Origin of the sequence: Actinoplanes sp. NPDC023801, assembly GCF_040639655.1 — a bacterium.
Taxonomy (GTDB): Bacteria; Actinomycetota; Actinomycetes; order Mycobacteriales; family Micromonosporaceae; genus Actinoplanes.
On the sequence record NZ_JBFAAI010000015.1, the window covers coordinates 166558 to 184680 of the forward strand.

Below are 18123 nucleotides of genomic sequence, written 5' to 3' on the forward strand. Positions count from 1 at the left end.
CGTCCTATTCCTGGGCGAGGAGCTGGGCGGTCGGAAGGCGGCGCAGCATCAGGATCGGCACGACCACGGCGACGGCCGCCAGCGCGATGCCGGTCAGGCAGGCGGCCACCGCGCACCACAGCAGCGGCGTGGTGACCCCGCCGGCGAAGATCGACGCCCCGGCCAGGCCGGCCGCGGAGCCGAGCACTCCACCGAGGACGCCCATACCGGCGGCCTCGGTGAGGACCAGCCGGTGCAGGATCCGGTCGGGCCAGCCGACGGCGGTGAACAGGGCCAGCTGGCCGGCACGTTCGGAGATGTTGAGGTACAGCACGTCGGCGACCGAGGCGATGCCGAGCACGATGGTGACGGCGACGGCCAGGTGGTCGACCGTGCGTGCCTGCAGTGTGATCGCCTCGCCGAGCAGGGTCCCGGTGACCGCGCCCCGGAACGCGAAGGTGATCGCGAGCAGCATCGTCAGCGCTGCCACGCCGATCAGCAGGCTGGCCGCGCCGAGCAGGGTCCGGCCGGGTGTGCGCGTCAGGTTGGCCAGGGCCAGGCCGGTCACCCGGCGCGGGGTGCGCATGCGCACGGCCCGGGCGGAAACTGCGGGCCGGACGATCGCGGCGGGGTCCGGACGGGCGGCGCGCCAGGCGGGCCCGGCCCCGGCGAACAGGGCGAGCAGCACCGCCACCGGCACGGTCAGCAGCAGCCGGTCCCAGCTGAGGGTCAGATCGAAGGCCCAGGCCAGCGGTACGGCCACGAGCGTGCCGGCCACACCGGCGGCGAGTCCGACCGCCGCCGTCTCGACGGCCAGGAGCGTGACGAGATGCCGCCGCGTCCAGCCGACGCAGGCGAGGATGCCGAGCTCGGTACGCCGGGAGCGGACCGCTGCCCGGTTGGCGTTCAGCACGGCGAGCGCACAGACGGCCAGGACCAGGGTGGACAGCAGGACGCTCTTGCGGTCGGCGGCACTGACGAGGACGGCGGCGACGCCCTTCTTCACCCATGGTTCGCCGAGCAGCAGGCCGGGGCGGCCGAACTCGCCGGCCGGGTAGCGGACCGGTACCGGCGTCGGTGAGGAGCCGAGGGTGATGTCGACCTGCAACCCGGTACGCCCGGCGATCTGCTCGGCGATGACGCGGACCCGTTCGCGGGAGGTGGCGTCGATGCCGACGTCACCGGTCAGCCGTACCCGGATCATGCTGATCGGGGCGGCCCGGTTGAGATCGAGTTCCGGGTAGGGCGGGTCGGTCCGGAAGCCGGCCGGGCCGAAGATCTCCTCGGCGGCCGCCATCGTCGTCAGCATCAGCGGCGGCTGGCTGAGCAGCCCGGTGACGTTGGCGTTGGGTTCCAGCTCGCGCCCGCCGAGGGCCCGCCGGGAGGACTCGTCGGCACCGGGCACGCCGGGCTGGTAGTAGGTGTCCATCGGTACCGCCGACAGCGTGCTGCCCAGTTGCACCCTGGCCGGGTCGAACGTGCCGACGGCGTTGAGCGCCATGTCCGGCATGCCGACGCCCGGCCCCTCACCGTGTTCGCTGACATCGTTGTGGTGCGAGCCGATGCCGTCGCGCACCGCGGTGTCGGCGAACTCCATCGGGACCATGTTGAACAGTCCCTCCTGACCGCCCACGCCCCAGATCCTGAGGTCGTTGGTCACCTTCTCGGCCCGGGTGCCGTCGCCGTCGGGCACCGCGTTGACCGCGCCGACGGTCCAGAACCGGTCCAGCCAGAGCGTCTGCCCGAACCCGTCCAGCCCGTCCAGGGTGGTGCCACCGGTGGACGGGTTCCGCATGTGGCTCAGGAGTTTCCCGTACGGCACATCGATTTTGATCGTGTTCTGCCGCACCTGCCGGCCCGGGCGTCTGCCGAGCTGTTCCCGCAGGGACCGGTCGTCGTCGGACGTCCGGCGGACCATGGCCACCGCCGCCGCGTCCATCCGCTGGATGTCCAGCTCCAGCGTCACATCGGTCTGCGGGCGATCGGCGAGCAGAATCGGGAGCATCGAGTACGGGTACGCCATCTCCTCCAGGCGATGCGGGGCGGCCCGCTCCGCCGGCTGGAAGTAGCGGCCCCCGGTGACGGCCCGGTCGAGCCCGGCCAGTGCCGCCTCCTCCTCCGGGTCCACCGCCGCGAACAGGAACGGGATCGGCCACGGGATCGTGATCTTGCTGGTCGTCGGCCGGCCGGAGGCATCGGTGGACCCGGCGCCTCCGGTGCAGGTCAGCGACGACCGGCTGCGGGTGTCGGTCGGGGCCAGCAGCTCCTTCTGGCCCAGACTCGGCACACCGGGGCAGATCGGGGTGCGGCGCCCGTTCCGGTCGATCTCTTCGGGGCGCAGGTCGCGACCGGATCCGGCGGTGCCCGGTATGTCGGTGCGCGGCGTCTCGATGACGTTCCGGGTGGTGTAGAGGTACTGCGCACCGTCCGGGATCCGGGTCAGCCCCGTGTCGGTCAGCCAGGTCGGCTGGATCCGCAGCAGCTGGCGCTCGCCGGCGGGGTCGAGCACATCGGCCAGGTCCACGGTGATCGGCACGGTGCGCATCACGTACCCGATCATCGAGACCGGTGCGGCCACCGACACGTCGGGCATGTCCCGGATCTGTCGCCACTGCTCGCCGGTGATCCCGCCGCGCATCCCGGCCAGTTGCCCGGACTGCACCAGGTTGCGCTGTTGCTCCAGTGGCAGCACCGAGTTCCCGGGCCGGACCAGCACGTCGTAGGCGGGCCGGAAATTGGCCTGTACCGTGCCGACCGCCTCCAGCCGCGACGTCACCGCGGCCCCCGTCAGCAGGGTGAACCCGGCGACCGCCACGGCGATCATCGAGAGCAGCGCCAGCGACCGGCGTCCCCGCGCTCGCCACTGTGCGGCCGCCATCCGAAGCATCGCCCGATTCTCCGGTCCGGCCGGTGTGAGCGTTCACCCGAATTCCGCTACGAGCGTTTTGGCTCTTTGTTCATCAGCCTGACGTGGAGATGTGAGCGATAACGCCTCACCCGGGTGGACCCGGGCCGGCCGACCCGCGGTCGACATCGGACCGTCGTCGGGTACTTGTCCGAACCGATGGGATAGCGTGCGACCGTGGACGTCACGGGGATGATCGCTGACGAGCGCCGCCGGATGGCCGACCTCGTCGACTCGCTTGATGATCGGCAGCTCAGCACACCGAGCCTGTGCGGTGCGTGGAGTGTCAAGGAGGTCGTCGGTCACCTGGTCGCGGCGGTCGCCGCACCGGCGTCGGCGACGCTGCTCGTGCTGGTCCGCAGCGGCTTCCGGATCCATCGGGCCAACGCACGCCTGGCCACCCGGATGGCCGCGCGACCGGCCGGCGAGCTCGCCGCCCTGTTGCGCGAACACGCGGAGAACCCGTTCCGGCCGCCGATCGTCGGATACCCGGGCCAGCTGACCGATCTGCAGGTGCACGGCCAGGACATCCGCCGGCCGCTGGGACTGCCGCACGACCTGCGGCCGGACCGTCTGCGGGTGTCGCTGGACTTCTTGGTGGGCGGGCGCGCGGTCGGCTTCGTACCGAAAAATCGGTTGAAAGGTCTGCGGTTCGAGGCCACCGACCTCGGCTGGGCGTGGGGCGGCGGCCGGCTGGTCCGGGGTCCCGCCGAAGCGGTGATGCTGGCCCTGACCGGGCGCCGGGCCGCGCTCGCGGAGCTGTCCGGCGACGGGCTCGAGTCCCTCAGTCGCGTCTGACCATGGGCGGGGCGCACGGGTCGCAGAAGCTGCGGGCCGGCTCGTGCGCGGCCAGGCGGGCGGGGATGAGCAGCCAGGCCACGACACCGCCGGCAGTCATCAGACCGGCACACACCAGCATCGCGGTGCGGTAGACCGGCTCCAGGGTGACCGGATCGGTCAGGCTGCCCGCACCGAGGCCCGCGACCAGCGGAAGCACCGCCACCGAGAGCAGACCGGCGGCCCGCGCCACCGCGTTGTTGACGCCCGATGCCACGCCGGCGTAGGCGTCGTCGATGGCGCCGAGCGCCGTAGCGGTCAGCGGCGCCACCTGCAGGGCCAGACCCAGCCCGAAAATGATCACCGGCGGCAGTACGTCGGCCCAGTAGGAGGCACCCGGACCGACACCGGCCAGCCACGTCAACCCCGCCGCGCAGATCAGCGGCCCCGCGGTCATCGGCAGACGCGGGCCGATCCGCTGTGCCAGGGCGCCGGCCCGCGCCGACAGCAGCAGCATCAGCACCGTCACCGGCAGCAGGGCGAGACCGCTGGCCAGCGCGGGGAACCCGGCGACCACCTGCAGGTTGACCACCACCAGGAAGAACACTCCACCGTTCGCGGCGTAGACCAGGAAGGTCACCACGTTGGCGCCGCTGAACGCCGGCGACCGGAAGATCGCGAGCGGGAGCATCGGGTGCGGGGAGCGGCGTTCGGCGACCACAAAGGCGGCGAGACCGGCCACGCCCACGGCCAGGGCAGCCAGTACGGCCGGATCGCCCGGCCCGGCGGCCGGCCACGCGGTGAAGCCGTACGTGAGGCCGCCCAGCCCGGCGGCGCCGGTGAACAGGCCGATCGCGTCGAACCCGCGGGCCGCGGACGGGTTGCGTGACTCCGGCACGTGCCGGTCGGCGACCCACAGCACCAGCAGCGCCACGGGTACGTTGATCAGGAAGATGTATCGCCAGTTCCCGATCTCGACGAGCCAGCCGCCGAGGAACGGGCCGAGCGCCCCGCCGATGCCGGCCAGCCCGGACCACGCGCCGATCGCCCGCGACCGGTCCTCGGGCGCGAACGACGCCTCCAGGATCGCCAGCGCGCCCGGAGTGAGCAACGCCCCGCCGATGCCCTGCAGGATTCGTGCCGCGACCAGCAACTCGACGGTCGGCGCCACACCGCACAGCAGCGAGGCGGCCGCGAACCAGCTGACCCCGGCCAGGAAGACCCGCCGCCGGCCGAACCGGTCACCGAGCGAACCGCCGAGCAGGATCAGCGAGGCCAGACTGAGGGCGTAGCCGTTGACCGTCCACTGCAGGCCGGCGGCGTCCGAGCCCAGATCCCGGCCGATCGCCGGCAACGCGATGCCGACGACGGTCGCGTCGATGAAGGCGAGGCTGGAACCGAGGACGGTGGCCAGCATCACCCAGCGGCCGGCCGCCGATCGGTACCTCAGCGGCGCCCCCGCCGGAAGATCCATGGCCGGAACCCTACCGCCGGCCGGACGGGTCACGACGTGGTCAGCAGATGCCCGTTCGCGGTGAAGTCGGGTTCGGCGACCGGCCGGCCGAAGTAGTACCCCTGCAGCAGGCGGTAACCGAGACGGCTGAGGGCCTGCGCCTGCTCGGCCGTCTCCACACCCTCGGCCACCGCGTCCAGCCCGAGACCGTGACTCACCTGGATCATCGCCTCGGCGATGACGGCGTGCCGGCCGGCCTCGGTGATCCGGTCCACGAACGATTTATCGATCTTGAGGATGTCGACCGGGACGGTCTGCAGCAGCCCCAGTGACGAGTGCCCGGTGCCGAAGTCGTCCAGGGCGATCCGCACACCGAGCGACCGGAGCTCGTGCAGGGCCGTCACCGCGGGACCGCCCTCGAACACGGCGGTCTCGGTCACCTCGACGGTGAGACGGTGCGCGGGCAGGCCGGTGTTGACAAGCACGGCCGCGACCCAGGCCGCGAACCCCGGCCGGGCCAGCTGGCGGGCCGACACGTTGACACTGACCCGGTCCGGCGCCAGCGGGCCGAGCGCCGCCGTCCACCGGACCAGCTGCTCGCAGGCGGTCCGCAGAATCCACGCGCCCAGTTCCACGATCAGGCCGTTGCGCTCGGCCACCGGAATGAAGACAGCCGGACTGATCGGGCCGCGCTCCGGATGCTGCCAGCGAACCAGCGCCTCCACGGCCACGGTCCGCTGACCGGGCAGCGCCACGATCGGCTGGTACACCACATGGAACTGGCCGGTGTCCAGCGCGTGGCGCATCTGCGCGCCAAGCCGTACCTGCTCATGGGACTGCTCGTCGAAGGCCGGCAACCAGCGCCGGAACGTCTCACCGGTCTGTTTGGCGACACACATCGCCACGCCCGCACGCCGCAGCACCTCCGCCGCGTCCGTGCCGCGGTCACCGTCGGCGACCCCGATCCCTGCCCCGACCAGCACCTCGTTACCGACGGCACGGACTGGATCATGCACGGCGCGGATGAGCCGGGCCGCGATCGCGTCCGCCTCGACCGGGCTCGCCACGGTCAGCAGCACGGCGAACTCGTCGCCACTCAGACGCGCCACGGTGGCCGCCGGCCCCGCCAGCACCCGCACCCGGCCACCGATCTCGGTGATCACCTGATCGCCTACGGCATGGCCCAGCTCGTCGTTGATGTCCCGGAGCCGGCTCAGCCCGACCAGGACGACCTGGGCCCGGCCGGCGGGCAGCGCCCCGCGGAGCGCGTGGTAGAACGAGCGCCGGTTGCCCAGCCCGGTCAGATCGTCCTGCATGGCGAGCCGCTGCAGTTCGACGGCCTGCCCCCGGACCTTGCCCATGACACCGGCCATCCGGGCCACCCCGAGGACGAACAACACCACGGCGCCCGCCCCGATGACGACCCGGTTGACCGCCTCGGCACCGATCGACGGAACGAACAGCAGCGTCGGCGCCAGCACCGAGCAGCCACCCAGGACCACCATCCGGGTACGGTTCGACCGCGGGACGTCGAAGGCGTCGCCACCCCCGGCGGGCGCGGCCATCGACGGGTGCAGGGCGGCCGCGGCCCACAACACGTACGACAGCAGCCAGGCCCAGTCGAACCCCCGCCCCTCGTAGTCGAAGTGCAGACTGGCCACCGAGAACCCGACATCCGCCACCAGCAGCAGGCCCGCGGCTCCACCGAGCAGATCGGCGCTCGGGGTCCGCGCTCCGCCACCCATCAGCAGCCGTGCCACCATGACCAGCAGCAACAGGTCCAGCGCCGGGTAGGCGGTACTGACGACGCGCTCGAGAATCGACACCGAGTCGTCGGTGGCCACCGGATGCAGCACGAAGACCCACAGCACCAGGCTGAGACCGACGGCCGCCATCGCAGCGTCGATCACCCCACCCGATTCGTTGCCACGCCACCAGCGCAGCAACAACAGCAGCCCGCCGATCAACGGCGGGTACATCAGCAGGTAGAACACATCGGCGACCGACGGGTACGGCTCCACGTCCATGACGTTCTGCAGGTACCACCAGACGAAGTCGCCGCACACCGAAAGGATCTGGCCGACGGCGAACAGGATCCACGCGACCGGCTGACCGGGCCGGTGCCATCGCACGCCGACCAGGATCAGGATCCCAGCGAGCAACCCGATCGAGTTGTAAGCGACGAGCGACGCCACGGTGTTGGCGGGCAGCACGTAGTAGCCGCCGGTCGCCAATGCGCCGCCGGCTGCCCACCAGAGCCATCGTTGAGCCGCTGCCACGTGTCGCCCATTCGGCAGCGCCGGACGGCACTTGAGAACATCACCGATGCAAGGATCGTCACTGTGCCGCCGGCGGAATGCGGCCGGCCTCGCCGCGGATCCAGTCGCCGTCCCGGCCGACGACGCAGTCCCAGCCCAGCCGGTGCAGCCGGCGCGTCAGGGAGTCCGGCTCCAGGAAGTGCTTGACCACCCGGAACGTACTGCCGTCCCGCAGCCGCCGCTCCACGATCCCGTCGGCGACGAAAGTCTCCTTCCCGCGCACGTCGGCGTGCTCGTCGATGAAGAGCACCCGCCCGCCGGGAGCGAGGAACCCCTCCAGCGCGCGCCAGAACCCGTCGAACCGGCCCACCGGTACGTGCGACAGCCACGCCGAGAAGAACACGACATCGAACCGGGTGCCCGGAGTCCACGAGAACACGTCGCCCACCACGAACTCGACGTTGGCCGAACGGACTCGTGACCGGGCGATCTCCACCGTCTCCGGGGCCGCGTCGACGGCCGTCAGCGTGCCGGCCCACGTCGCGAGCGCCTCGGTCCACAGCCCGGTGCCGCAGGCGATCTCCAGGACGTCGCCGGCCGGCCGCATGCCGGCGACCAGGCGCGCGATGCGTTCCCGGGCCGTCGCGACGTCACCGTAGGCGGTCTCGTCGTACTCCCCCGCCCGTCGGCGGTAGTAGTCGAGCTGCTCGGCCAAGGCGTCATCGGTCACGCTCCCACCATGCGCCGTCGCGGGGCCCGGCTCAAGCCCCGGCCGCCGCGAGGCCACGTACCGATCCGTCGCGGCGACCTTGACGGATGTGGCTAACGTGCCCGCAGTGGATGTTGCCCGCACCTTTCTCACCGAGGTCGACACCCGGCAGCCGGGCGCGCTCAGCGGCCTGTTCCTGCACGGGTCGATCTGCTGGGGCGAGTTCTTCGCCGGCAGCGACGTGGACTTCGTAGCCGTGTGGGAACGGCCGCCCGACCACGCCGCTCTCGCCGAGGCGCACCACGCGACCAGGGTGCGGCACCCGGAGGTCGTGTTCGACGGCTTCCACTGCTCGGCGGACGACCTGGCCGTCTCAGCGCTGACCGTCGGCCGGCGTCCGGCGTTCTTCCAGGGCGAGTTCGACCCGGACGGCAGCATCGACATCAACCCGGTCACCTGGCACGAACTGGCCGAACGCGCCGTCGTGATCCGCGGCGAGCTGCCGCCGGTGCACACCGACCCGGCCGAGCTGTACGCGTTCACCCGGAACAACCTCGACACGTACTGGCGCTCGTTCGTCCCGCAGATCGAGGCCGCCGGCACCGAACTGCTCGGAAGCCACGAGCCGTCGGTCGTGTGGGTCGTGCTCGGCGTCGCGCGCCTGCATCACCTGCTCGCCACCGGCGAACTCACCTCCAAGAGCGGCGCCGGCCGGTACATCGTCTCGTCACTCGACGCCCGCTGGCACCGGCTGGCCCACGACGCGCTCCGCATCCGCGAGCGGCCCCGGGAGCCCACCGCCTACGACGACACGACCGAACGCGGCCGGGAGACGTACGACTTCCTGATCTGGGCGATCGACGACGGCCTCAGCCGCGAGCACTGACCCGGCACACCGCTCCGGGCCCGGCTCAGACGGTCCACGGGCCGGCCGGGTGCTCCTCGAACGGCAACCAGAGCGACGGCTGCCCGCCAGGGTCCCCGGCCCACCGCAGCTGCACGACCGGGAACGGGGGCCGCTGGTAGTAGTCGACGGCTGCCCCGAACAGGCGCTCGTACCAGCTGCTGTGCACCGGTGCGAGCGTGAGCTCCCGGCCGTCGGCGATGCCGGACAGCCGGACCTCCGGGGTCAGCTCCAACCCGTCGCGGACCAGCTTGCCCACCTCGTTGACGATCGTCATGGCCCGCTGTTGCGGCACGCCGGGAAGGCACACCTCGACACTGCCGAAGCTGTGCCAGAGCCCGATCGAGTACGCCCAGTCGGGCAGCGTGAGTCCGGCGACGCCGGTGACGCCCCAGCCGTACTCGCGGACCAGCCGGGCGTTGCGGCGTTCACGCGGCGGCCAGGACCGCTCAGGCGACCGCCACCATCTCCGGGGGGCGCCGTCCCCATCACAGAGCAGGCAGTGACATTCACGGCTGGACACGTCGGGCACCGCCAGATCGTAGACTCACGCCACCCTGAGCACGGGCGTGGTCACCCGCCCGCCGGCACCGGTCACGGCAACGACCGGCGACATGGCGCGTCCCGGCATCAACGGCGTGAAGATCCACTCACCAGGCAGGACCTTCACGGTGGTCAAGCTACGCGAAAGGCCGCGGGGACGGAGGTACGGTGCTCCGATGAGAGCTCTGATGGTGCGCGGCGGCTGGGACGGCCACGAACCGGTCGCCTGCACCGAACTGTTCCGCGACCTGCTGACCGGCAACGGCTTCGAGGTGCACACGTCGGACACTTTGGACGTCTACACCGACCGGGATCTTCTCGCCGGGACGGATCTGATCATCCAGTGCTGGACCGGCGGCCGGTTCACCGCCGAGCAGGAGGAGGGTCTGGTCGGGCGGGTGCGGTCCGGCGCCGGATTCGCCGGCTGGCACGGCGGGATTCTGGCCACCGGGTACGAGGCCTCGAGCTACCAGTTCATGATCGGTGGCCGGTTCCTGTGCCATCCGGGTGGCTTCGTCGACCACACCGTGGACATCAGCGGTGATCATCCGATCGTCGCTGGGCTGGAGAGCTTCCCCGTGCACACCGAGCAGTACTATTGCCATGTCGACCCGTCGCTCGAGGTGCTGGCCACCACCACGTTCGCCGGGCATCCGGAGGCGCCCGAGACTGCGGGTGCCGTCATGCCGGTCGTGTGGCTGCGCCGGTTCGGGGCGGGCCGGGTCTTCGTGTCCACGTTGGGCCACTCCCCCGACGATCTGCTGGTCCCGCAGACCCGTACGCTGACCGGCCGCGGCCTGCTCTGGGCGGCCGGCCGCTGACCGGTCAAGCCGGGGTCAGGCCGGTCCGGTCGGGGTCAGGCGGGTCAGGCCGGTCCGCCGAACCGCGCCAGGTAATGCCAGACGCGTTTGAGGGACTGCTGGTCGTACCGGCCGGTCCGGGCGGCGTCGCCGATGATCCGCGGGGTGAGGTGGCCGTCGACGGCGATCGCCGTGCCGAGCTCGACGAATTCGGGGCCGCGGTACTCGGGGTGGCGGCGCAGCTCGGCCACCGGCAGCCGCAGACCGGGATGCCACTCGACCGGGCACGCCAGACGGCAGGCAAGGGTCTCCACCTCGGTGCCGCGATAACTGGGGTCCAGGACCAGCGCCTCCACGTCACGGTCGAGGCGTACCGGGCCGTGCACGTGCGCCTCGACGTAGTCGTCGAGCATGTCCTGTTCGTCGGCGAGAGCCAGGTCGATCAGCGACATCCGGCCGGCCACCGCGAACGCCGACGGTTGCAGGTAGCTGTCCGGATAGCAGAACGTGGACCGGGCGACGGCGTCAGCGGTCAGCCGCAGATGGGCCGATCCGAACCGGGGCGCGCCGCCGACCGGCCGGAGACGGAAGTTCAAGGCGCCGTAGACCGGCCGCAGAGGTGCCGGGGCCTCGTCGTAGCAGCCGCCGAACATCCGCTGCTCCCACAGCCAGCGGTCGCCGCCGGGGTACGCGGTCAGCCCGCCGTTGCCGGTGCCGGTCACGAACTGGGACAGATAGGTGCCGCCGTCGGCGAGTTCCCGCAGCACGTGGCGCCCCGCGTTGACCCGGTCGGGGTGGAAGTTGAGCGTCACCCGCAGCGCGGGATCCACCGGCGGCCCGGCCGACAGTCCGGTGACATGTTGCAGCGCGCGCACGGCGTACGGATGCAGATCGTCCGGGAGAACCATGTGGATCATCCTGCCGAACCCCGGATCCGCGACGAAACCCGTTTTTGCGAGTGCGGAATTGTCATACCCGCGGGGCATGATGGCGTCGTGACATCGTCCGCTGGGGAGCTTCTCGCCGCCGTCGTGGCGCGTGCCGTCGCCGACTTCGCCGGCCGCAACGCCTACGTGCGCGGCGGCAGCGCGGTCCACGCGGTCGCCACGGTGCGCTGGATCTCGGAGCTCGAGGTCCCGGCTCCGCTGTGTCACGTCGGTGTCAGCGGCGGTGAGCTGGCCGCGCTGCGCCCGACCAGCCTGCCGGTCACCTGCCGCCGCTGCCTGCGGCGTCAGGGCGCCGACGAGCTGGCCGCCCTCCCGCTCACCGAGCAACTCACCCTGTTCCCCCGCCGCTGACCCTGTTCCCCGCCACCGACGGAAAGGCAGACCGTGGTCCCGTTCACCGAGCCCCTCAGCGACTTCCCGCCGCCGCCTTCCGGCGGGTCCCGCCCCGTCGTGGTCCCGCTCCTCTTCTCCGGCCCGGCGGACGAGCACACCGGCGAGTCGCCGGGCGCCGCCGCTCCGGGCTTCCGGCAGTTCAGCCCGGTGGAGAGCCCGTTCCACCCGGCGGAGAGCCCGTCCCACCCGGCGGAAAGCCCGTCCCACCCGGCGGAGAGCGAGGCTCCCCGGTGATCGAGGGCATGTGCAGGCACGAGCGCAGACCGCCGGGGCAGGGTTCACCGTCCCCGGCGGTCTACGCGAAGGGTCTCACTCCAGCGCGCCCTTGATCTTGTTGACGACGTTGGCGACGCCCTGCGCGTGCGCGCCCGCGCCGGTTCCCGGCTTGCCCTTGCCCATCGAGCCGTCGTATGTGACGTACAGCTTGGGGTCGGGCGCCGGCCCGAGGGGCCGGTCGTCGGTGAGCGGCTGCGCGTCCGGAACGTAGACGATCTCGTCCTTCCCGTTCAGTGCGGGACCGCGCGCCCACCGGCCCTCCCCGGCCCTGCTCTCCGGGTCGAAGCTGTAGAACGTGTGGTTCGCCTCGGGGTGCTCGTTCTCGGCGTTGGAGTCCTCGAGACCGTTCTCGGTGAAGCCGTCCTCGATCAGCTGCTCGATCCCGAGGAGCCACTGCTGCTGGTGGTACGTGTCGCGGGCCAGGTTGAACGCCAGCATGTCCTTGACCCCGCGGTCGTCGGTCATGTTGTAGACGCGGCTGGTCATCAGCCGGCTCTGTGCCTCGGCGGCCACGTTGGACCGGAAGTCACTGAGCAGGTTGCCGCTGGCCACGATGTACCCGGTGTTCCACGGCGTGCCTTCGGAGTCACGGGGCAGGGCGCTGCCACCGCTGACGATGGCGTGCTGCGGGCTCATTCCGCCGAGCACCGCGGCCAGCAGCGGATTCGCGGCGGCGGCCTTCTCGGTGGCCTCACCCGGGGCGCCTTCGAGGAGCCGGGCCAGCATGGTGGTGAGCATCTCGACGTGACCGATCTCCTCGGTCGCGATGTCCATGATCATGTCCTTGTACTTGCCGGGCACCCGGCACGACCAGCCCTGCCAGAGGTACTGCATCATCACGGTCATCTCGCCGAACTGGCCACCGACCAGCTCCTGCATCTTGCGCGCCAGCAATGCGTCCGGCTTCTCCGGCTTGGCCTGGAACTGCAGGTGGTCGACGTGCTTGAACATCACGTGCTCCTCTCGGGTACGGACTTGCTCGCCGATCCAGCTACCCGCCTCGATGGCCCGGTGAGGTCGCCCGCGGCCCGGACGGGCCCGGCGGGCGGGGCAACCCGGGCCACATGGTGGTTCTCGACCTAGCCCTTCCTTTGAAGAACCGTGTGGTCCGCGTGGCGCCGTGGTTCGGCCCCGCTTTCGTGGCCGCGATCGCCTACGCCGATCCGGGCAACTTCGCCACCAACTTCACCGCCGGAGCGACCTCCGGTTACCTGCTGGTCTGGGTGATCGTGACGGCGAACCTGATGGCGATGCTGATCCAGTCGCTGTCGGCGAAACTGGGCCTGGTCACCGGACGCGACCTGCCGGAGCTGTGCCGGGAACATCTGCCCCGGCCGGTGGCGCGCGGGCTGTGGGTGCAGGCCGAACTGGTGGCGATGGCCACCGACCTCGCCGAGATCGTGGGCGGGGCGGTCGCACTGTATCTGCTGTTCGGCATGCCACTGCCGCTCGGCGGGCTGGTCACCTGTGTGGTGGCGTTCGCGCTGCTGGAACTGCACCGTCGTGGCGTACGCCGGTTCGAGACGGTGATCGGGGCCCTGCTCGGGGTGATCCTGCTCGGCTTCCTCTACAACGCGCTGCGTTCGGGCGCCGATCCGGCTGCCTTCGCCTCCGGTCTGGTGCCGTCGTTCGAGGGCACCGACACGGTGCTGCTCGCCACCGGCATCCTCGGCGCCACGGTCATGCCGCACGTGATCTACCTGCATTCGGCCCTCACCAAGTCCCGTGCCCCGGCGGCCGCCGACCCGGCCCGGCGGCGGGAGGCGATCCGCTGCCAGCGTGCCGACACGTTGCTGGCGCTGGGCATGGCCGGCCTGGTCAACCTCGCGATGCTGGTGGTTGCCGCCCAATTGTTCTTCGGTTCGTCGATCGGCGGCACCGACACCCTGGAGGGCATCCATGCCGGGCTCGGGTCGGCGCTGGACGGGCATGCGGCGCTGGCGTTCGCGATCGCCCTGCTCGCCTCCGGGCTGGCGTCCTCGGGTGTCGGCACCTACGCGGGCCAGGTGGTGATGCAGGGCTTCATCGGCCGTAGCATCCCGCTGCTGGTCCGCCGGCTGGTCACGATGGCCCCGGCGATGGCGGTGCTGCTGATCGGTGCCGATCCGACGGCCGCTCTCGTCTGGTCCCAGGTCGTGCTGTCGTTCGGAGTGCCGTTCGCGCTGGTTCCCCTGATCTGGCTGACCCGCCGCCGGGATGTGCTCGGCGATCAGGTGAACCGGCCGGTGACCACGGTCACCGCGTCGGCGGCGGCTGCCCTGATCATCGCCCTGAACTGTTTCCTGGTGGTGAGAATGCTCGGTTGAGCCGTTCAGGACGGGGAAGCCGGGCGCGCATGCCGACCTATATCAGCCCGGCGCTGCCGGCCAGAGCGGACGCCTCGGCCCGGCTGGAGACGCGTAGTTTCCGCAGCAGCGCCGCGGTCAGGCGCTTCACGGTCCGTTCCGACACGTGCAACCGGGCGGCGATCTCCACCGTGGACGTGCCGCTCGCGATCATCCGGAGCAGATCCTGGTCGGCCGCGTCCAGTGAATCGGTGACGACGGGCGCCGTACGCCGCGGATCCTGTTCGATCAGCGCGGCGAGCAGATTCTCCGGCAGCACCACCCAGCCGTCGATCGCCGACAGCAGCGGCTGGAGCAGGTCGGCGGCGTCGCTGCTCTTCGGCAGGAACCCGCTCGCTCCGGCCCGCAGCGCGTCAATCGCGACCGAGGGGTCCTCGTCGCCGGACATGGCGAGCACGCGGGCCCTCGGTGCGGCCCGCCGTACCGACTGGATCGCCCGGATCCCGCCGGGCGCCGGCATGTGCAGGTCGACGAGCACGATGTCCGGCACGGCATGGCGCACCACGCTTGCGGCGTACGCCGCGTCACCAGCGGTCGCCACCACACTCGCCCGGCCCTGGCTCACCTCGGGCAGGAGCAGTTCCAGTCCCCGTACGAAAAGGTTGTGATCATCGATGACCGCCACTCGGATCCCGGTACGCATGGCGCCCGGTTGCCCGTCCCGGAGCCGGTCATGCGACTGAGTTTCCGGCGTGCCGCACCCGACCCGGATCAGCTGCTGGTACGCACCGTCTGTCACGAACTGCGGCCACCGATGACGATGCTGTCCGGGCTGATCCGGGCTCTCGAGAACGAGCCGCCCGAACCGCGCCGCGGCGAGTTGACCCGCCTGGCCGCCGAGCATGCCGCCTATGCCGAGGCGGTCCTGGGTCAGATCGCGGCCGCCGCGCGGGGCGGGACGGGCGACCGGCCGGCCGCCGCACCGCTCGGCACGTTCCTGTCCTCGGCCGCCAAGAGCGCGCCGCCGGGGCTGCTCGCGGTGACCGCCACCCGGTCGGCGCTGCACTGGCCGGTTCATCCTTGGCACACCCGGCAGATCCTGATCAATCTGATCGGCAACGCGGTACGCCATTCGCGCGGCCCGGTCCGGCTGCGGTCCGCGGTGCGTGCCCGGCGGCTGCGTCTCGCCGTCATCGACCAGGGCGGCCCCACCGCGGTCCTCCGCGCCGCGCTGGAGCGCCGGACGCCGCCGCCCGGCGACCACGGGGTCGGCCTGTGGGTGGTGCGTCAGCGGCTGGCGGACCTCGGCGGGACGGTCCGGGCCAGAGCGCTGCACCCGAGCGGGCTCGCGATGGAGGTCACGCTGCCGCGATACCGGGGTTGACCCCCGCAGGCCCGGGTCCGGCCCGCGCGGGCCATCGGCCGGGGCACACCGGCAGCATGAGAACGGACCACGTCATTCGTACGTCCCTGTTGTCCGCCTGGCTGGTGGCTCTGCTCCTGCAGGCACCGATGGACGCGCGGACCGGCCTGATCGGTGTCGCGATCGCGTTCCTCGGTGCGGCCCAGGTGCTACGGAGCCGGGTCACCGCCGCACGCGTGCAGAAGCCCTGAGGAGGGCGCCCCGGGTCCGGCCGGCTCAACCTGCGGTTCCGATGCAGGTCGCAGGCTTGATCGCCAGGAACGAGGGTAGACATCCGCCCGCGATGAAAAGATCACTGCGGGTGAGGGAGCAGGTACACGATGTTGATCTGGCCGGGGAACCCGTATCCGCTGGGAGCCACTTTCGACGGGGGCGGCACGAACTTCGCGCTGTTCTCCGAGATCGCCGAGCGCGTGGAGTTGTGCCTGTTCGACGACGACGGCCGGGAGACCCGGATCGACCTGCCGGAACGGGAGGCGCTGATCTGGCACGGGTATGTGCCGCGGGTGGTGCCGGGCCAGCGGTACGGCTTCCGGGTGCACGGCCCGTACGACCCGTCGCAGGGTTTGCGGTGCAATCCGTCGAAGCTGCTGCTCGACCCGTACGCGAAGGCGATCGACGGTGACTATGCGTGGGAGCAGGCGCTGTTCGCCTACGGGTTCGACGATCCGGATTCCCGCAACGACGACGACTCCGCACCGTTCACACCCCGGTCGGTGGTGGTCAACCCGTATTTCGACTGGGGCAACGACCGGCCGCTGCGTACGCCGTTCCACCAGACGGTGATCTACGAGGCGCACGTCAAGGGGATGACGATGCAGCATCCCGGTATCCCGGACGACGTCCGCGGGACGTACTCCGGCCTCGCCCACCCGGTGATGATCAGGCACTTGAAGCGGCTGGGCGTCACCGCGGTCGAGCTGATGCCGGTGCACCAGTTCGTCCACGACAACGGCGGCGCCAACTACTGGGGTTACAACACGATCGGGTTCTTCGCGCCGCACAACGGCTACTCGTCCTTCGGGTGCCGGGGCGGGCAGGTGCAGGAGTTCAAGGCCATGGTGAAGACGCTGCACTCGCAGGGTATCGAGGTGATCCTGGACGTCGTCTACAACCACACGGCCGAGGGCAACCACCTCGGTCCGACGTTGTCGTTCCGGGGCATCGACAACCCGGCCTACTACCGGCTGGTGGACGAGGACAAGCGCTACTACTACGACACGACCGGCACCGGGAACAGCCTCAACGTCCGGCATCACGAGTCGCTGCGGCTGATCATGGACTCGCTGCGGTACTGGGTGATCGAGATGCACGTCGACGGTTTCCGGTTCGACCTGGCCGCCTCGCTGGCCCGGGAGTTCCACGCGGTGGACCGGCTGGCGGCGTTCTTCGACCTGGTCAATCAGGACCCGGTGGTGTCGCAGGTCAAGCTGATCGCCGAGCCGTGGGACGTCGGTGACGGCGGCTACCAGGTGGGCGGGTTCCCGCCGAACTGGACGGAGTGGAACGGCAAGTACCGCGACTCGATCCGCGACTTCTGGCGCGGTGAGCCGTCCAGCCTCGGCGAGTTCGCGTCCCGGTTCACCGGCAGCTCCGACCTCTATCAGGACGACGGCCGGCGCCCGATCGCGTCGATCAACTTCGTGACCGCGCACGACGGGTTCACCCTGCACGACCTGGTGTCGTACAACGAGAAGCACAACGACGCCAACGGTGAGGACAACCGGGACGGCGAGAGCCACAACCGGTCGTGGAACTGCGGCGTCGAGGGCGAGACCGACGACCCCGGGATCAACGTGCTCCGGGAACGGCAGAAGCGCAACTTCCTGGCCACCCTGCTGCTGAGCCAGGGCGTGCCGATGATCGCGCACGGCGACGAACTCGGGCGCACGCAGCGGGGCAACAACAACGTCTACTGCCAGGACAGCGACATCTCCTGGATCGACTGGAAGAACGCGAGCCGGTACGACGTGCTCACGTCCTTCACCCGGCAGCTCACCACGCTGCGGGCCGACCATCCGCTCTTCCGGCGGCGGCGATTCTTCACCGGCGAGTCCACGGGTGACGCGAACCTGCCGGGCATCGCCTGGCTGCGCCACGACAGCGGGCCCATGGAGGAGACGGATTGGGCGGCGCACGACGTGCGTACCATCGCCGTGTTCCTGAACGGGGAAGGCATTCACGAGCCGGACGAACTGGGCGGACGGATCGTCGACGACTCGTTCCTGCTGCTGTTCAACGCCTCGGCCGAGCCGGTCGAGTTCCTTCTGCCCGAGGAGGCGTACGGGCAAATGTGGGAGATCGTGCTGGACACCGCAGACCCCCTGTGCGCCACCCACGCCGGGCCGGACGGCATCGTCAAGGCGCAGACCGGTGTCCGAACCACCGACCGGAGCGTCATGGTGCTGCGCCGCCGGTACTGACCGGGCGTCCGCATGGCTACGCCCTACCGGCCCGGTGCCGATGGTGTA

Annotated in this window: 18 protein-coding genes; 9 read left to right on the forward strand and 9 right to left on the reverse strand. The window is 71.0% G+C overall.

Translation table 11 applies throughout. From position 1 onward, the window contains the following. Window positions 1-4: 4 nt before the first annotated feature. Window positions 5-2866, reverse strand: a complete 2862-nt coding sequence (locus AB0G04_RS25925; protein WP_360987557.1) for an ABC transporter permease — start codon at window positions 2864-2866, stop codon at window positions 5-7. A gap of 195 nt (window positions 2867-3061) precedes the next feature. Between AB0G04_RS25925 and AB0G04_RS25930 the strand changes: the two genes are divergently transcribed. Further along, window positions 3062-3682, forward strand: coding sequence for a maleylpyruvate isomerase family mycothiol-dependent enzyme (locus tag AB0G04_RS25930; protein ID WP_360987559.1), 621 nt, complete (start codon window positions 3062-3064; stop codon window positions 3680-3682). Here AB0G04_RS25930 and AB0G04_RS25935 read toward each other — a convergent pair. From AB0G04_RS25935 to AB0G04_RS25945, 3 genes are read right to left on the reverse strand one after another with little or no spacing between them, the layout of a single operon-like run. Beyond that, a complete protein-coding gene (locus AB0G04_RS25935) occupies window positions 3669-5135 on the reverse strand; it encodes a DHA2 family efflux MFS transporter permease subunit (protein WP_360987561.1) in 1467 nt (488 codons plus the stop codon). The genes AB0G04_RS25930 and AB0G04_RS25935 overlap by 14 nt on opposite strands. Before the next feature lie 29 nt (window positions 5136-5164). Next, window positions 5165-7393, reverse strand: a complete 2229-nt coding sequence (locus AB0G04_RS25940) for a bifunctional diguanylate cyclase/phosphodiesterase (RefSeq protein ID WP_360987563.1) — start codon at window positions 7391-7393, stop codon at window positions 5165-5167. Window positions 7394-7451: 58 nt separating this feature from the next. Next, window positions 7452-8102, reverse strand: a complete 651-nt coding sequence (locus AB0G04_RS25945; RefSeq protein WP_360987565.1) for a class I SAM-dependent methyltransferase — start codon at window positions 8100-8102, stop codon at window positions 7452-7454. Window positions 8103-8208: 106 nt separating this feature from the next. On the opposite strand from AB0G04_RS25945, the gene AB0G04_RS25950 reads away from it, so the two are divergent. Next, on the forward strand, window positions 8209-8967 hold the full coding sequence (locus tag AB0G04_RS25950) for an aminoglycoside adenylyltransferase domain-containing protein (protein ID WP_360987567.1): 759 nt from the start codon (window positions 8209-8211) through the stop codon (window positions 8965-8967). 25 nt (window positions 8968-8992) lie between these two features. Here AB0G04_RS25950 and AB0G04_RS25955 read toward each other — a convergent pair whose 3' ends face one another. Both AB0G04_RS25955 and AB0G04_RS25960 read right to left on the reverse strand, forming a co-directional pair. After that, the gene (locus AB0G04_RS25955) at window positions 8993-9517 is read right to left on the reverse strand and encodes a DUF4262 domain-containing protein (protein ID WP_360987569.1); all 525 of its coding nucleotides are present in this window, start codon (window positions 9515-9517) and stop codon (window positions 8993-8995) included. Between the two features lie 15 nt (window positions 9518-9532). Beyond that, complete coding sequence (locus AB0G04_RS25960) at window positions 9533-9655, reverse strand: hypothetical protein (protein WP_360987571.1); 123 nt, start codon at window positions 9653-9655, stop codon at window positions 9533-9535. Window positions 9656-9704: 49 nt separating this feature from the next. Here AB0G04_RS25960 and AB0G04_RS25965 point away from each other — a divergent pair, with 49 nt between their 5' ends. Beyond that, window positions 9705-10349 (forward strand): ThuA domain-containing protein, encoded by a 645-nt coding sequence (locus tag AB0G04_RS25965; protein ID WP_360987573.1) that lies wholly within the window; start codon window positions 9705-9707, stop codon window positions 10347-10349. Window positions 10350-10393: 44 nt separating this feature from the next. On the opposite strand, the gene AB0G04_RS25970 is transcribed toward AB0G04_RS25965, so the two are convergent. Then, a complete protein-coding gene (locus AB0G04_RS25970) occupies window positions 10394-11236 on the reverse strand; it encodes a DUF3626 domain-containing protein (protein ID WP_360987575.1) in 843 nt (280 codons plus the stop codon). Between the two features lie 87 nt (window positions 11237-11323). Here AB0G04_RS25970 and AB0G04_RS25975 point away from each other — a divergent pair, with 87 nt between their 5' ends. Both AB0G04_RS25975 and AB0G04_RS25980 read left to right on the forward strand, forming a co-directional pair. Next, the gene (locus tag AB0G04_RS25975) at window positions 11324-11626 is read left to right on the forward strand and encodes a hypothetical protein (RefSeq protein WP_360987577.1); all 303 of its coding nucleotides are present in this window, start codon (window positions 11324-11326) and stop codon (window positions 11624-11626) included. 33 nt (window positions 11627-11659) lie between these two features. Continuing rightward, a complete protein-coding gene (locus tag AB0G04_RS25980; protein WP_360987578.1) occupies window positions 11660-11902 on the forward strand; it encodes a hypothetical protein in 243 nt (80 codons plus the stop codon). A gap of 75 nt (window positions 11903-11977) precedes the next feature. Here AB0G04_RS25980 and AB0G04_RS25985 read toward each other — a convergent pair whose 3' ends face one another. Then, complete coding sequence (locus tag AB0G04_RS25985; RefSeq protein ID WP_360987580.1) at window positions 11978-12895, reverse strand: manganese catalase family protein; 918 nt, start codon at window positions 12893-12895, stop codon at window positions 11978-11980. Window positions 12896-13056: 161 nt separating this feature from the next. Between AB0G04_RS25985 and AB0G04_RS25990 the strand changes: the two genes are divergently transcribed. Further along, the gene (locus tag AB0G04_RS25990; RefSeq protein WP_360987582.1) at window positions 13057-14250 is read left to right on the forward strand and encodes an Nramp family divalent metal transporter; all 1194 of its coding nucleotides are present in this window, start codon (window positions 13057-13059) and stop codon (window positions 14248-14250) included. 37 nt (window positions 14251-14287) lie between these two features. Here AB0G04_RS25990 and AB0G04_RS25995 read toward each other — a convergent pair whose 3' ends face one another. Next, on the reverse strand, window positions 14288-14914 hold the full coding sequence (locus AB0G04_RS25995; RefSeq protein WP_360987584.1) for a response regulator transcription factor: 627 nt from the start codon (window positions 14912-14914) through the stop codon (window positions 14288-14290). 48 nt (window positions 14915-14962) lie between these two features. Here AB0G04_RS25995 and AB0G04_RS26000 point away from each other — a divergent pair, with 48 nt between their 5' ends. The 3 genes from AB0G04_RS26000 to glgX all read left to right on the forward strand — a co-directional run bounded on the left by AB0G04_RS26000 (window position 14963) and on the right by glgX (window position 18075). Next, complete coding sequence (locus AB0G04_RS26000; RefSeq protein ID WP_360987586.1) at window positions 14963-15613, forward strand: HAMP domain-containing sensor histidine kinase; 651 nt, start codon at window positions 14963-14965, stop codon at window positions 15611-15613. Window positions 15614-15669: 56 nt separating this feature from the next. After that, a complete protein-coding gene (locus AB0G04_RS26005) occupies window positions 15670-15843 on the forward strand; it encodes a hypothetical protein (protein WP_360987587.1) in 174 nt (57 codons plus the stop codon). A gap of 129 nt (window positions 15844-15972) precedes the next feature. Next, window positions 15973-18075: a glycogen debranching protein GlgX gene (gene glgX / locus AB0G04_RS26010; protein ID WP_360987589.1), complete on the forward strand. Its 2103-nt coding sequence runs from the start codon at window positions 15973-15975 to the stop codon at window positions 18073-18075. Window positions 18076-18123 lie beyond the last annotated feature (48 nt).

Bases quoted from the DNA above. Each gene is read 5' to 3' on its own strand.
- AB0G04_RS25925 (WP_360987557.1), bottom strand. From the start codon at position 2,866: ATGCTTCGGATGGCGGCCGCACAGTGGCGAGCGCGGGGACGCCGGTCG.
- AB0G04_RS25935 (WP_360987561.1), bottom strand. From the start codon at position 5,135: ATGGATCTTCCGGCGGGGGCGCCGCTGAGGTACCGATCGGCGGCCGGC.
- AB0G04_RS25965 (WP_360987573.1), top strand. From the start codon at position 9,705: ATGAGAGCTCTGATGGTGCGCGGCGGCTGGGACGGCCACGAACCGGTC.
- AB0G04_RS25970 (WP_360987575.1), bottom strand. From the start codon at position 11,236: ATGGTTCTCCCGGACGATCTGCATCCGTACGCCGTGCGCGCGCTGCAA.
- AB0G04_RS25985 (WP_360987580.1), bottom strand. From the start codon at position 12,895: ATGTTCAAGCACGTCGACCACCTGCAGTTCCAGGCCAAGCCGGAGAAG.
- AB0G04_RS26000 (WP_360987586.1), top strand. From the start codon at position 14,963: ATGCGACTGAGTTTCCGGCGTGCCGCACCCGACCCGGATCAGCTGCTG.
- AB0G04_RS26005 (WP_360987587.1), top strand. From the start codon at position 15,670: ATGAGAACGGACCACGTCATTCGTACGTCCCTGTTGTCCGCCTGGCTG.
- glgX (WP_360987589.1), top strand. From the start codon at position 15,973: ATGTTGATCTGGCCGGGGAACCCGTATCCGCTGGGAGCCACTTTCGAC.